The sequence below is a fragment of the Alkalimonas sp. genome (assembly GCF_020831925.1).
Taxonomy (GTDB): Bacteria; Pseudomonadota; Gammaproteobacteria; order Enterobacterales; family Alteromonadaceae; genus Alkalimonas.
Genome location: NZ_JAFIFQ010000003.1, coordinates 45,370 through 59,047, shown reverse-complemented (window position 1 = coordinate 59,047; position 13,678 = coordinate 45,370). Strand labels below are relative to the sequence as shown.

General features: G+C 52.0%; 14 protein-coding genes. 3 read left to right on the top strand and 11 right to left on the bottom strand.

Annotation, left to right across the window (positions count from 1 at the left end):
* Positions 1–11: 11 nt before the first annotated feature.
* The 8 genes from rseP to rpsB all read right to left on the bottom strand — a co-directional run bounded on the left by rseP (position 12) and on the right by rpsB (position 7,441).
* The gene (gene rseP, locus JJU14_RS01945; protein WP_228610915.1) at positions 12–1,367 is read right to left on the bottom strand and encodes a sigma E protease regulator RseP; all 1,356 of its coding nucleotides are present in this window, start codon (positions 1,365–1,367) and stop codon (positions 12–14) included.
* Complete coding sequence (gene ispC / locus JJU14_RS01940; RefSeq protein ID WP_228610914.1) at positions 1,364–2,575, bottom strand: 1-deoxy-D-xylulose-5-phosphate reductoisomerase; 1,212 nt, start codon at positions 2,573–2,575, stop codon at positions 1,364–1,366. Before ispC ends, rseP begins: the two co-directional genes overlap by 4 nt.
* Positions 2,576–3,439: a phosphatidate cytidylyltransferase gene (locus JJU14_RS01935; protein ID WP_228610913.1), complete on the bottom strand. Its 864-nt coding sequence runs from the start codon at positions 3,437–3,439 to the stop codon at positions 2,576–2,578.
* A 1-nt stretch (position 3,440) separates the two neighbouring features.
* A complete protein-coding gene (uppS, locus tag JJU14_RS01930; protein ID WP_228610912.1) occupies positions 3,441–4,211 on the bottom strand; it encodes a polyprenyl diphosphate synthase in 771 nt (256 codons plus the stop codon).
* 69 nt (positions 4,212–4,280) lie between these two features.
* Entirely contained in the window at positions 4,281–4,838 is a 558-nt protein-coding gene (frr, locus tag JJU14_RS01925; RefSeq protein ID WP_091344650.1) for a ribosome recycling factor, read from the bottom strand.
* Between the two features lie 52 nt (positions 4,839–4,890).
* Entirely contained in the window at positions 4,891–5,625 is a 735-nt protein-coding gene (gene pyrH / locus JJU14_RS01920; protein ID WP_091344651.1) for a UMP kinase, read from the bottom strand.
* Between the two features lie 122 nt (positions 5,626–5,747).
* Entirely contained in the window at positions 5,748–6,620 is an 873-nt protein-coding gene (gene tsf, locus JJU14_RS01915; protein ID WP_228610911.1) for a translation elongation factor Ts, read from the bottom strand.
* A gap of 92 nt (positions 6,621–6,712) precedes the next feature.
* Entirely contained in the window at positions 6,713–7,441 is a 729-nt protein-coding gene (gene rpsB / locus JJU14_RS01910) for a 30S ribosomal protein S2 (RefSeq protein ID WP_091344655.1), read from the bottom strand.
* A gap of 290 nt (positions 7,442–7,731) precedes the next feature.
* Between rpsB and map the strand changes: the two genes are divergently transcribed.
* The 3 genes from map to dapD are packed head-to-tail and all read left to right on the top strand — an operon-like array spanning position 7,732 to position 11,996.
* Positions 7,732–8,520 carry a type I methionyl aminopeptidase gene (gene map, locus JJU14_RS01905; protein WP_228610910.1) on the top strand — a complete coding sequence of 263 codons (789 nt, stop codon included), beginning with the start codon at positions 7,732–7,734 and terminating at the stop codon, positions 8,518–8,520.
* A 20-nt stretch (positions 8,521–8,540) separates the two neighbouring features.
* On the top strand, positions 8,541–11,162 hold the full coding sequence (glnD, locus tag JJU14_RS01900) for a [protein-PII] uridylyltransferase (RefSeq protein WP_228610909.1): 2,622 nt from the start codon (positions 8,541–8,543) through the stop codon (positions 11,160–11,162).
* A 9-nt stretch (positions 11,163–11,171) separates the two neighbouring features.
* Positions 11,172–11,996 (top strand): 2,3,4,5-tetrahydropyridine-2,6-dicarboxylate N-succinyltransferase, encoded by an 825-nt coding sequence (dapD, locus tag JJU14_RS01895; RefSeq protein ID WP_228610908.1) that lies wholly within the window; start codon positions 11,172–11,174, stop codon positions 11,994–11,996.
* A gap of 94 nt (positions 11,997–12,090) precedes the next feature.
* Here the strand turns inward: dapD and JJU14_RS01890 are convergent, their stop codons facing one another.
* From JJU14_RS01890 to JJU14_RS01880, 3 genes are read right to left on the bottom strand one after another with little or no spacing between them, the layout of a single operon-like run.
* Positions 12,091–12,540, bottom strand: a complete 450-nt coding sequence (locus tag JJU14_RS01890; protein ID WP_228610907.1) for a flavodoxin — start codon at positions 12,538–12,540, stop codon at positions 12,091–12,093.
* Positions 12,537–13,340 carry a tRNA pseudouridine(65) synthase TruC gene (truC, locus tag JJU14_RS01885; RefSeq protein WP_228610906.1) on the bottom strand — a complete coding sequence of 268 codons (804 nt, stop codon included), beginning with the start codon at positions 13,338–13,340 and terminating at the stop codon, positions 12,537–12,539. The genes JJU14_RS01890 and truC overlap by 4 nt, the downstream gene beginning before the upstream one ends.
* A complete protein-coding gene (locus JJU14_RS01880; RefSeq protein WP_228610905.1) occupies positions 13,318–13,635 on the bottom strand; it encodes a YqcC family protein in 318 nt (105 codons plus the stop codon). The genes truC and JJU14_RS01880 overlap by 23 nt, the downstream gene beginning before the upstream one ends.
* Positions 13,636–13,678: the final 43 nt, after the last annotated feature.

Here is a 13,678-nt window from a genome sequence, read left to right as displayed (position 1 = left end):
TTGATTAGTGATTACAAACGAGAAATATCGTTGAGTAGCGCAATTCCCATCAACAGCAGAAGAACCATGGCCCCTATCCGAAAACCTATCTCCTGCGCCTTTTCAGAGACCGGTTTGCCACGTATTAGTTCAACAACCATGTACATTAAGTGCCCGCCATCCAAAATTGGCAAAGGCAATAAATTGATGACCCCAAGGTTGACGCTAATCAAGGCCAGAAAGGTCAAAAATGCAATCAGCCCAATACTGGCGGTAGTCCCTGCGCCCTGGGCAATGGAAATAGGTCCACTTAAATGCCGCACTGAGACATCGCCAAAGATAAACTTGCCAATCATGCTAAAGCTAAGCCGGGTTAACTGCCAGGTTTGCTCCACCCCAACTTGCAATGCAGTCAGTGGGTTGTGCCGCTTGGTATAGCGTATTCCTTCAGGCCAGCCACTGCTTGCCGGTACTATCCCAAGATAGCCCTGCGTAAAGCCATCGGCAGTTTGCCGTTCTCCGGGTACTACTGTCAAGGCCAGTGACTGGCCTTGCCGCAGAATGCGTATGTCAAGGGGCCTGGATGGATTATTTTGTATCCATTCAGTTAACTGATACCAGTTTTGCAACGACGAATTATCAACATGAGTAATTTCATCACCAACTTCCAAGCCTGCTTGCTCAGCCGGAGAACCCGGCTCAATATGAGCCAAAGTCGTCAATGGTGTTGGCATCATCAAATCAATACCCAGGCTATCAAAGATCGTTTGCCGATCCGGGTCAAACTGCCACTGGCGGGTATCGAGCTGGCGTTCGGCACGCTGGCCACTTTGCCGGTGTTCCAGCTGCAGCGTCATCTGGTTACGCCCAAGCTGTTCTACCAGCAACAAGTTCAGTGTGCGGACATCTGCTGCCGTGCGGCCATTCACTGCTGTTATCTGGTAGTCTGGCCGAAGTTCGGCATGGGCCGCAATAGAGCCCGCTCGCACATCGGCAATAACTGGCTTAGCTTCCGGTACACCTATCATGTACATCAACCAGAGTACGAAGATGGCAAAAATAAAGTTGGCCATAGGGCCAGCAACGATGATGGCCATGCGCTGCTGCACGGTTTTCTGGTTAAAAGCCAGATCTTTAAATTGCGGCAACACAGGGTCAAAACGATCATCCAGCATGCGAACATAGCCGCCAAGCGGGATCATCGCCACCACAAACTCGGTCCCTTGCCGATCGCGCCAACGAAATAAAGCCTTACCAAAGCCGATGGAAAACCGTTTGACCAAGACACCGTTTCTTCGTGCCACCCAAAAGTGACCAAACTCGTGCACGGTAATCAGAATGCCCAGGGCAATCACAAAACTAGCAATATTCCAGATAAGCGCGCTCATGCCAGTTGCCTTATGATGAATTGCTCGGTGGCCTTTCTGGCCTGTTGATCCAACGCCAGAATAGCCTCTAGCTCTGTTGCTTGTGCTGTTGCGAGTTGCTCCAGTACATCAGCATTGACCAGTGCGATTTGATCAAAACGCAGCCGTCCGGCAAGAAATGCTGCTACCGCCACTTCGTTGGCGGCATTCAATGCGGTAGTGGCGGCTTGACCATAGCGACAGGCATCAATCGCCAAATAGAGATTGGGGAAGCGCGCCTGCTCTGCTTTTGAGAATGTCAGTGCGGTCAGTGTGCTAAAGTCCAATGGCGGCACCTGAGTTCTGACTCGTTCAGGGTACGCCATAGCATAGGCGATGGGCGTGCACATATCAGGCTGTCCAAGCTGCGCAATCACCGATCCATCCTGATACTGTACCATGGAATGAATCACACTCTGCGGGTGGATCACCACCTCAATCTGTTCAACCGGACACTGAAACAACCAATGAGCTTCAATCAGCTCCAGTCCTTTGTTCATCATAGTGGCACTGTCGACAGATATTTTCTGACCCATGTCCCAGTTCGGATGGGCTACTGCCTGAGCGGGTGTAATCTGAGCAAACTCATCAAGCGGTTTCTGTAAAAAAGGCCCGCCACTGGCTGTCAGTATGATTTTACTGATGCTCTGTTGTTGCAGGCTATCAGCATGCAATTGGTGCTTACAGACGGCCTGCTGCAACGTCGCAGGCAAACATTGGAAAATAGCATTGTGCTCACTATCAATCGGCAATAACCGGGCACCACTTTGTCGCACTTGTTGCATAAAAAAAGCCCCAGCCATCACCAGTGCTTCTTTGTTTGCCAACAGAACTGTTTTAGCTGCCTTGACAGCAGCCAAAGTGGGTAACAAACCAGCGGCTCCGACAATGGCAGCCATCACCATGTCTGCATCCGGGTGCGCCGCTATATCACAAAGTGCCTGCTCACCAGCCAGCACTTCCGTATTGCTTTGCACTGCCTGTAATCGCTGCTGCAACTCTAAGGCCGCTGTGTGATCCGACATCACGGCAAAGCGCGGTTGAAAACGCAGGCAAAGTTGCAGCATGGCATTGACCGAGCGATGCGCTGTCAATGCCAGCACAGCAAAACGCTCTGGATGCTCTGCCGCCACTTTCAAAGTACTTTGCCCGATGGAGCCAGTGGCTCCCAAGATCACCAGTTGCTGCATCTAGTAAAAACCACCCAATAAGGCGACCAGCAAGGCGTAAAGCGGTGCTGTTGCCGTTAGGCTGTCAATCCGATCCAAAATACCACCATGTCCTGGCAGCATCCGGCCACTGTCTTTCACCCCAGCCACCCGCTTTAACATGCTTTCGGTCAAATCACCAAAGACGGATAACGTAGTGAGGACAAAAGCAGCGACAAAAAGCACCGGGCTTTGCTCCGGCCAGCCTAAATACCAGCAAAAAGCCGCCAACAGCAAAAAGACCATGCCAAGGCCACCCAACATGCCTTCAATGGTTTTGCCCGGGCTGACTTTAGGCATCAACTTGGTGCGGCCAAAAGGCTTACCCACCAGATAGCCGCCGATATCGGCGGCCCACACCAGCGCCAGTAAGCCACAAATAAGCCAGGCACCCGCATAGGGGTTGACCTCGATGCCAACACTGCGCACCAGCACAATGGCCAGCCAGGCCGGCACCAAAGTAAGAAGCCCCATCAAGGCACGCAACCAAAGTTGCTGTGACCAAAACGGCTGGCTTGCAGGAAAGCTCACCACCAGCACCACAGCCAAGCCCCACCACAAAATACCAGCCGCCAACACGGCAAAAATCAGTGCAGAACCGGTATAAGGCCAGTTCAGGCCAGCAGGCAGCAGCACATAGGTAGCTAGCATTAGAACAGCAGTTAAGGCGACAAAACCCCAACGCTTTCGGCTACCGGTTAGGCCACAAAAGCTGCCCCATTCCCAGGCCCCTAACAAAAAGGCTCCGGCAACAAAAGCTGCAAAGGCAGGTAAAGGTAAAAAGAATACGGCGGCCAGCGCCAGTGGTGCCAGGATAACTGCTGTTATTATGCGTTGTTTTAGCAAATTATGTTCCTTTCGATTGGCGGCTCGCCAAAGCACAAACCTGTTCCGAGGTACAACCAAAACGGCGTTCACGGCTGATAAACGCAGCGACAGCTTCCGCAAAAACCTGCTGATCAAAGTCCGGCCATAGGGTATCAGTGAACCAAAGTTCAGCATAGGCGGCTTGCCACAGTAAAAAATTACTGATGCGAACATCCCCACCGGTACGGATCAGCAAATCCAGTTCAGGCAAATCCGCCAACTGAATATATTGAGCCATCCGCTGTTCGTCAATCGCATCGACAGCCAAACGACCAGCACTGACTTCTTGTGCTAGTTGGCGGGCGGCGTGAGTAATATCCCAACGGCCGCCATAATTGGCAGCTATGGTTAGCGTCAGTGCCCGGTTATCCGCGGTTAAGGCTTCGGCCGCCTTAATTTGCTTTCGGAGTGCTTCATCAAAAGCACTCAAATCGCCACAAACACGTAAGCGCACCTGATTTTTATGCAGGTTCTTGACTTCACTTTTTAGCATCAGCATAAACAACTGCATCAGGCTGCTGACTTCATCAGCCGGTCGTTGCCAGTTCTCACTACTAAAAGCAAACAAAGTTAAGGCTGAAATACCCAGCTCACGACAAAACCGTACACTACGTCGAACCGCGTCCGCTCCCTTCTTATGCCCCCAGACCCGGGGTTTTCCTTGTTGCTTGGCCCAGCGGCCATTACCATCCATAATAATGGCAACATGCTGAGGTAACTCATTTTGGTTCAGCTGTGACGGTGTGGACATGCGACCCCTGCATCAATAAAAAACGCCGTGAAATAACCAAGCACGGCGTTCCATCAGTCTAAGACCGGCTTAAACTTCCATTAGTTCTTTTTCTTTGTCGGCCAGTACTTCATCCACCCGCTTGACATAGAGATCGGTTAGTTTCTGAATTTCATCGGTTGCCCGGCGTTCATCATCTTCGGTAATGTCCTTGTCTTTTAACAAGGCTTTCAAATCGTTGTTGGCATCGCGGCGGATATTGCGAATAGCCACCCGCCCTTGCTCAGCTTCTGCTTTTACCACTTTGACCAAATCACGACGGCGCTCTTCGGTCAATGGCGGTAAAGGAATACGGATGTTGGTGCCAGCACTCATTGGGTTTAAACCCAGATCGGAGTTGATGATGGCTTTTTCCACCGCGGCCGTAATGCTCTTATCAAACACCGTCAGCGTTAAAGTACGCGCATCCTCCACTGTGACATTTGCCATCTGGCGCAATGGAGTGTCGGCGCCATAATAAGGCACCATGATGTTGTCGAGCAGGCTGGGATGTGCCCGGCCAGTACGAACTTTGGACAGTTGAGATTTCAGTGCATCAACACTTTTTTCCATCCGGCTTTTGCTGTCTTTGATAATATCGTTAATCACTTAAGTTATCCTTGTAAGCAGTCAGCTGTTTATGCAGTAAATTCGATCTAGTTTACTGTAAATTCTCAGCGTGGTCGATCAGAGTTCCTTCAACCTCGCCCATCACCACCCGTTTTAATGCTCCGGCCGTGTTCATATTAAACACCCGGATTGGCATACTGTGGTCCCGCGCCAGCGTAAAAGCCGCAAGATCCATCACTTTCAATTCTTTTTCCAGCACCTCGCTGTAACTTAGCGTGCTGTACATAGTCGCGGCCGGATCTTTCACCGGATCCGCGGAGTAAACGCCATCAACTTTGGTAGCTTTTAACACTGCATCGGCTTCAATTTCGATAGCGCGCAGACAGGCGGCAGAGTCCGTAGTAAAAAATGGATTGCCGGTACCAGCAGAGAAAATCACCACCCGGCCAGACTTCAACAAGCTGATGGCTTCTGCCCAGCTGTAGTTATCGCAGACACCATTTAACGGTACCGCACTCATCATACGGGCATTCACATAAGCTCGGTGCAACGCATCGCGCATCGCCAAGCCGTTCATGACGGTTGCCAGCATGCCCATATGATCCCCGACCACCCGGTTCATACCAGCTTTTGCCAGGCCTTCTCCACGGAAAATATTGCCGCCACCAATCACGATGCCAACCTGCACACCCAGTTCGACAATCTCTTTGATTTCCTGCGCCATCCGATCCAGCACTTTGGGGTCGATGCCAAAGCCTTCATCGCCCATCAGGGCTTCACCGCTTAGTTTCAGTAATATGCGTCGGTATGCTGGTTTCGGGTTCATGCGTGCTCCATCTGATTATCCGCTGTACAGGGTGGTTTTCTGTTGGCAGCCTGCCAAAAAAAAACCGCGACCTGAGGTCGCGGCTATTCTAGCTTTTTTTGCCCTGAGGCTAAAGCGTAAATTTACTTCTTGGCTGCGGCAATTTGTGCGGCAACTTCAGCGGCGAAGTCTTCTTCTTTCTTCTCGATGCCTTCACCGACTTCCAGACGAATGAAAGAAACGGCATCAGCGCTGTTTTGCTTTAAGAAATCACCAACCGACATGGACGGATCTTTCACAAACGGCTGACCAGTCAGGCTGACTTCACCGGTAAACTTGGCCATACGACCAGCAACCATTTTCTCAGCGATTTCTTGTGGCTTGCCACTGTTGACTGCGATTTCGATCTGGATAGCGCGCTCACGCTCTACCACATCGGCTGGCACGTCTTCTGGCTTAACAAAGCCCGGGTTGTTCGCAGCAATGTGCATGGCGACGTCTTTGGCGATCTCTTCGTTACCACCTTTCAATACAGCCAATACACCGATACGGCCAGAGTGCACGTACTGACCAATGGTATCGCCTTCAACCACAGCGATACGACGAACATTGATGTTCTCGCCGATTTTAGCAACCAAAGCGGCACGGGTTTCATCCACGGTGCTGCCATTCAGGTCAGTAGCCAGCAAAGCGTCCAAAGCAAAAATTTTGTTGCTGTGAACCAGGTCTGCCACGCTGTTAGCGAACGCCAGGAAGCTGCCGTCACGTGCTACGAAATCGGTTTCACAGTTGAATTCAACCGCAACACCGAAGCCATTACCAACGCGGGTCAGAATGGTGCCTTCAGCGGCAACACGACCAGCTTTCTTAGCCGCTTTGGCCAGACCGCTTTTACGCATTTCATCAATCGCAGCTTCGATATCACCTTTGGTTTCTTCCAAAGCTTTCTTACAATCCATCATGCCTGCGCCGGTACGCTCGCGCAGTTCTTTTACTAAGGCAGCAGTTACAGCCATCAGAGTATCCTCGTTATCAATCGGTTTGAACAAACAGAGGCCGAAGCCTCTGTTGATGTCTTAGTCAGTTCAGCTCCCAGGGAGCCAACAGCTTATTCAGCTTCGACGAAACCTTCAGCTTCCGCCTGAACTTCGATGGTGTTGCTACGGCCTTCGCTCACTGCCTGGCTTACAGCAGACAGGTACAGCTGAATGGCACGGATGGCGTCATCGTTACCAGGAATGATGTAGTCGATGCCTTTTGGATCAGAGTTGGTATCTACTACAGCCACAACTGGGATACCCAGGTTGTTAGCTTCTTTCACGGCAATGTGCTCATGGTCAGCGTCGATCACGAACAGAACGTCTGGCAAGCCGCCCATGTCTTTGATACCGCCCAGGCTCTTTTCCAGCTTGTCCATTTCGCGGGTACGATCCAGCGCTTCTTTCTTGGTCAGCTTGTCGAAAGTACCGTCCTGGCTTTGTGCTTCCAGGTCTTTCAGACGCTTGATGGACTGACGAACGGTTTTCCAGTTGGTCAGCATGCCGCCCAACCAGCGGTGGTCAACGTAGTACTGGTCACAGCTCTTTGCTGCTTCTTTAATGGCTTCAGAAGCTGCACGCTTGGTGCCAACAAACAGGATTTTGCCTTTCTTGGCAGAAACCTGTTGGATGAAGCTCAGTGCGTCATTCATCAAAGGAACGGTTTTTTCCAGGTTGATGATATGTACTTTGTTACGCGCGCCGAAGATGAACGGCTTCATTTTCGGGTTCCAGTAACGGGTTTGGTGACCGAAGTGGACACCCGCCTGGAGCATGTCACGCATTGAAACTTTTGCCATGATAAAAATACCTTAAATTTAGGGGTTAGGCCTCCATACATCCCATGTTCCGACCCGCTTACCAACCCGCTTTATTGTGCAGGATAGTGCAGGCACCCCGGCCCATGTGCCGATGTATGTGTGTTATTTGTCATTTCGCAGCATAAGCAATAACGAAATACTTTGAAGAAAAGCACAAAGCTATTTGCTAAATTGCGGCGCGCTTTATACCATAGCCACCTGTAAAACACAATATTATACCCGCTTTGTGGCATTTTTATGCCACCGTTTATGACACAGAGAGAGACCGGATGCCCCCAATCATCAAAACACCGGAAGAAATCGAAAAAATGCGCCTGGCTGGCCGTCTGGCAGCCGAGGTGCTGGAAATGATTGAGCCTTATGTGGTCGCTGGCGTGACTACAGACGACCTGAACAGCCGCTGCCACGATTACATCGTCAATGTGCAGCAAGCCATTCCTGCCCCGCTCAATTACCACGGTTTCCCAAAGTCGATTTGTACCTCGGTCAACCATGTCATCTGCCACGGCATTCCAAATGACAAACCGCTGAAAGACGGTGATATCATTAATATCGATATCACCGTAATTAAAGACGGCTATCACGGCGATACCTCACGGATGTTTGTGGTGGGTGAAGCCAGCATTCTGGCTGCGCGGCTGATCAAAGTAACGCAGGAAGCCATGTACCTGGGCATCAAGAAGGTGAAAGATGGTGCCCGCCTGGGCGATATTGGCCAGGTGATTCAGCAGCACGCCGAAAAGCACGGTTACTCGGTGGTTCGTGAGTATTGTGGTCATGGCATTGGCGCCGAGTTTCATGAGGAGCCGCAAGTACTGCACTATGGCCGAGCCGGTACCGGTGAGGTATTAAAAGCCGGTATGTGCCTGACCATAGAGCCGATGATTAATGCCGGCGCCCGTCATAGCAAGCTGCTCAAAGACGACTGGACCGTCGTGACCAAGGATCGCAGCCTGTCGGCCCAATACGAGCACACCATCCTGGTAACAGAAACCGGCTGTGAAATTTTGACCCTGCGCAGTGACGATACCATCGAGCGGATGGTTAGCGCCGAATAAACCGACAGGAGCTAAAGCGCATGAAAGAAGCTGTTGCTTTTCAAAAAAGCTGGCCCAGCCAGTTCAGCCTGGATGGCTACAAAAAGCATATGGCCGAATTTCTGCGCTGGTCCGAGCTGGCTTTCGAGCAACAGTCGGTGCAAAGCCTGGTTAAAGCCAGAGCCCGCTTTATCGATCAATTGCTGGCGGCCTTGTGGCAGCAACAGGATCTTCATCAGGATAACACCCTGTGTCTAATTGCCGTTGGCGGTTATGGCCGTGGCGAACTGCATCCGTTTTCAGATATTGACCTGCTGATATTAAGTGAACAGCAATTAACGGCCACCCAGCAAGACCAATTATCCGCATTTATTACCCAGCTATGGGACCTGAAGCTGGAAGTTGGCCACAGTGTCCGCACGCTGGATGAAACCCTGCAGCTCGGCAAAGAAGACATCACCATCGCCACCAATCTGATGGAAATGCGCCGCTTGCTCGGTAATAAAGCGCTGTATGAGCGCCTGCATCAGGCAATCAATGCCACGGACTTTTGGACCAGCCAACAATTTTTTGAAGCCAAGCGTCACGAGCAGCAACAGCGTCATGCTCAGTATCATGGCACCGCCTACAACCTGGAGCCAAACTTAAAAGCCAACCCGGGCGGTTTGCGTGATATTCAGACCGTGGGCTGGGTGGCTAAACGGCACTTTCAGACCCGGACCATGCGGGAACTGGTGGCTTATCAGTACCTAACCGAAGACGAGTACCAGGAGCTGATGGAGTGCGAGGCTTATTTGTGGCAGATGCGCTTTGCTTTGCATCTGGAGGCTGGCCGCAATGAAAACCGGCTGTTGTTTGACTACCAGCCAGCAGTAGCCGAGCGGCTAGGCTTTGGAAACGATGGCAAAGCTACCGTTGAGCGCATGATGAAACGGTTTTTTCGCACCGTACAGCGGGTCAGTGAGCTGAATGAAATGCTGTTGCAGCATTTTGAAGGCAGCATTCTGAATAACCATCAAAGTGCCAAAGTGCAGCCGCTGGATGATAGCTTTGAGCTGCATGGCCACCTGATCAAAGCACTGGACAACAGTGTGTTTGCCAGACGCGACAATCTGCTTAAGCTGTTCTGGCACATTGCCAACAACTCCAACATCACTGGCATTCACTCCGATACACTGCGTTTGCTGCGTCAGGTGCGGCGCCGCTTAATGGGGGATCTGCAGGATTACGAGGCCTGTCGCCGGCTGTTTCTGGCACTGATGCGTCACCCACGTGGTATGGATACGTCCATCACTCTGATGCACAAATACGGCATTCTGGCAGCTTACCTGCCGCAGTGGCGCAATATTGTTGGCCAGATGCAATTCGATCTCTTTCATGCCTATACCGTGGATGAGCACACCCACCGGCTGCTGAAAAACCTGTACCGCTATACCCTGCCGGAGTACGACAATGAATTCCCGCTGTGCTCGGATATCGTGCGACGCATGGAAAAGCCCGAGCTGCTGTTTCTGGCCGGCATTTTCCACGACATTGCCAAAGGCAGGGGTGGCGATCACTCCGAGCTCGGCGCTATGGATGCCAAAGAGTTCTGCCGGCTGCACAAACTCAGTGATTTTGACAGCAAGCTGATCAGCTGGCTGGTCGAGCAGCACCTGCTGATGTCGGTCACCGCTCAGCGCAAAGACATTCATGATCCGCAGGTTGTCATCGAATTTGCTGAAAAAGTACGAGATGAAACCCGGCTCAATTACCTGTATTGTCTGACGCTGGCCGATATTCGCGCTACCAACGACAACCTGTGGAACGACTGGAAAGGCTCCTTGCTGCGTGATCTGTATCTGTCGACGCAAAAAGCCTTTCGCCGCGGCCTGGAAAAACCGATGGATATGCGCGATCAAATCCGCGAGAACCAGGCTGAAGCCCTGCGATTGCTGCAACGCCAGGCCTTTACCAAAACCGAGATCCAGCATTTGTGGAGCCGGATCAAGGCCGATTACTTTATTCGCTACAACCCCAAGCAAATTGTCTGGCACTGCGAGCATATTCTGCGCCACAAAGAGCCGAAACAGCCCCTGGTACTGGTGAGCAAGGCCCCCATTCGGGGCAGCACCCAGGTGTTTGTCTATACGCCGGATCAGCCCAATTTATTCGCCCGGCTGGTCTCGGCGCTTGATAGCAAAAAAGTCGCCATTTTTGATGCCCAGATAATGACCAACAAAGACGGCTATGTGATGGATACCTTTGTGGTGCTGGAGCAAAATGGCCAGCCAGTGACTTCGCCATCACGGGTACAAAGCATCAAACGCGCGCTGGAGCAGGCCATAGCCGGTAAAGTGGAGCCACAACGTCACTCGAAACTGTCGCGCCAGATGCGCCAGTTCAATGTACCGCCGAAAGTCAGCTTTTTACCTGGCAACAGCAAAAACCGCACCATGGTAGAAATTGCCGCGCTGGATGCACCCGGCTTGCTGGCCCGCATTGGTGATGTGTTCCAGCAATGCGCCATTCAAATCCACGCCGCCAAAATCACCACTTTGGGCGAGCGGGCAGAAGATTTTTTCATGGTCTCAACGGCAGAAGATACCGCCCTTGATTTTGACCAACAAAGCCAGTTGAAACGGACTTTGATTGACCATTTAACTCACGTAACAGAAGGTTGATAACCCAAGATGGCAGATTTAAAAACCATTATTGAACAAGCATTTGAGCAGCGCGACTCCATCACGCCCAGCACCGTCTCGGCCGAACACCGAGCAGCTATTGAAGCAGCGCTGGAGCTTTTAGACAGCGGCAAAGCCCGGGTGGCCGAAAAGCTGGCGGGCGAATGGGTGGTGCATCAGTGGTTAAAAAAGGCCGTCTTACTGTCGTTTCGTATCAATGACAATGAAGTGCTCGATGGCGGTGAAACCAAGTTCTACGACAAGGTACCGATGAAGTACGCCGGCTACGATGCTGCCCGCTTTGCCGCTGAAGGTGTTCGCGTAGTACCACCTGCGGCGGTGCGTAAAGGCAGCTACATTGCCAAAAATGCCGTGCTGATGCCGTCTTACGTCAATATTGGCGCCTATGTGGGCGAAGGCACCATGGTCGATACCTGGGCCACAGTTGGCTCTTGCGCTCAGATCGGTAAAAACGTGCATTTATCCGGCGGTGTTGGTATCGGTGGTGTGCTGGAGCCGCTGCAGGCCAACCCAACCATCATCGAAGACAACTGCTTTATCGGTGCCCGCTCTGAAGTGGTGGAAGGGGTGATTGTTGAAGAAGGCGCCGTGCTGTCGATGGGGGTGTACATCAGCCAGAGCACCCGTATTTATGACCGAGAAACCGGTGAAGTCAGCTACGGCCGGGTACCAGCCGGTGCTGTGGTAGTACCAGGCAGCCTGCCAAGCAAAGACGGCAGCCACAGTCTGTATGCGGCGATTATTGTTAAGAAAGTCGATGCCCAGACCCGCGCTAAAGTTGGCATCAATGCACTGCTGCGCAATGTAGAGTAAAGCAACAGCCAGGCTAATTAGCCAAGCAAACCATAAAGGCCAGTGATTACTGGCCTTTATGGTATCTGTGCTGTCACAACGAGCTCACCAGGCGCTAGCTTAGTTTTGGAAAGTGCGCTTCCAGCCAGGGCAGTGCTACCGTCTCCGGCTCCAGCGTTTCGCAGGCATCGATCCACAGTGGCTCGGCCAGCGGTTTGCCCTGCAGCTCCTGCAACAACTCGTAAAACTGCTTACCGGCCCCACAAAAATTGTCGTAGCTGCTATCCCCCAGGCCAATCACCGCAATGACTTTGTCGGTCAAAAGCGGAAAACGATCCCGGGCATCAATGAAAAATGGCAAGGCATTGTCCGGAATATCGCCCTGCCCTGTGGTTGAGCTGATCACCAGCCAGACATCAGGATCTTCTGCCAGAACAGCATCCAGTGTTGGCTCGGTGTGCAAACCACAGAGATAACCACGCCCGGTCAGTAACTGCTCGGCCTGCTCAGCAACATACTGAGCACCGCCATAGACGGTGCCAACGATAATGGCAATACGGTTCATGCTTGCTCCTTGTAAAGTGTCGCCAACGCCTGGCGATAAAAGCTTTCATCTTCGGGCCAACCCAGTTGCTGCAGTATTGGTTGCCACTCGGTCAGACTAGCCTCGATACACAACCTTGTACCGCTGATCGGGTGGGTCAGGATCAATTGTTTCGCCAGCAAAAGTAAACGCGCGCAGTCAAGATGCTCGCGAAACAAACGGTTGTGCTTGCCATCGCCATGGCTGGTATCGCCAATGATAGGATGGCGCAAATGCGCCAGATGACGCCGCAACTGGTGTTTACGCCCGGTACGAGGCGATAGCGCCACCAGGCTGTAACGCGCCGCCGGGTAGCGACTCACGGGGATCGGCAGCTCCACCTGCGCCAGCGGCAGGTAGTCGGTCACTGCAGCTTGCGCTTCCTTATCCGAACTGCTGAATTTATCGGCGATTTTATCCTGCTGCTCTTTTAAGGGGTAATCCAGAGTGCCACCCTGCACCAGATAACCCCGTACTATGGCCAGATAGCCTTTGTGCCAATGCTGGCTGGCATTTTGCTCACTCAGTAGCCTGGCTATCTCACTGGATAGGGCAAACAGCAAGACACCGGAGGTAGGCCGGTCCAGTCGGTGCACCGGAAACACATGCTGGCCCAGTTGATCGCGCAGCGTCTGCATCACAAAACGGCTTTCGTGTTTGTCCAAAAAGGAACGGTGCACCAGCATACCGGCCGGTTTATCCACCGCCACCAGCCATTCATCCTGATACAAAATGGTCAGTTCGGTGATGTCGGGCGTTTCAATCAGTCTGGAAGCAGGCATCAAAGCGTCCTATCCAGTACAACAATAAGCGGGTATCCTCTGGATACTTGGCCAGTGTTTCTTCGGCCATAGGCAAAATACTGACTTTCTCTGGCAATGGATGATCGCCATCCAGCAAAGCCTGCATGCGTGGCAGCAACACAAATTGCAACCAATGCTCAAAAGGCATGGTGTCGCAACAAAAGGGCGCTGTACTTGCCATGGCCTCGGGGCTTGGTGGCACTGGGCTCCATAGCTCCAGTGCTTTTAACTCAGCTTTAATTTCCTGCAGTGCAGCAACAATCAGCTGTGACATCACAACTCCTGTGGCAAAAGATTCTGGCCGGATCTTAGCATAA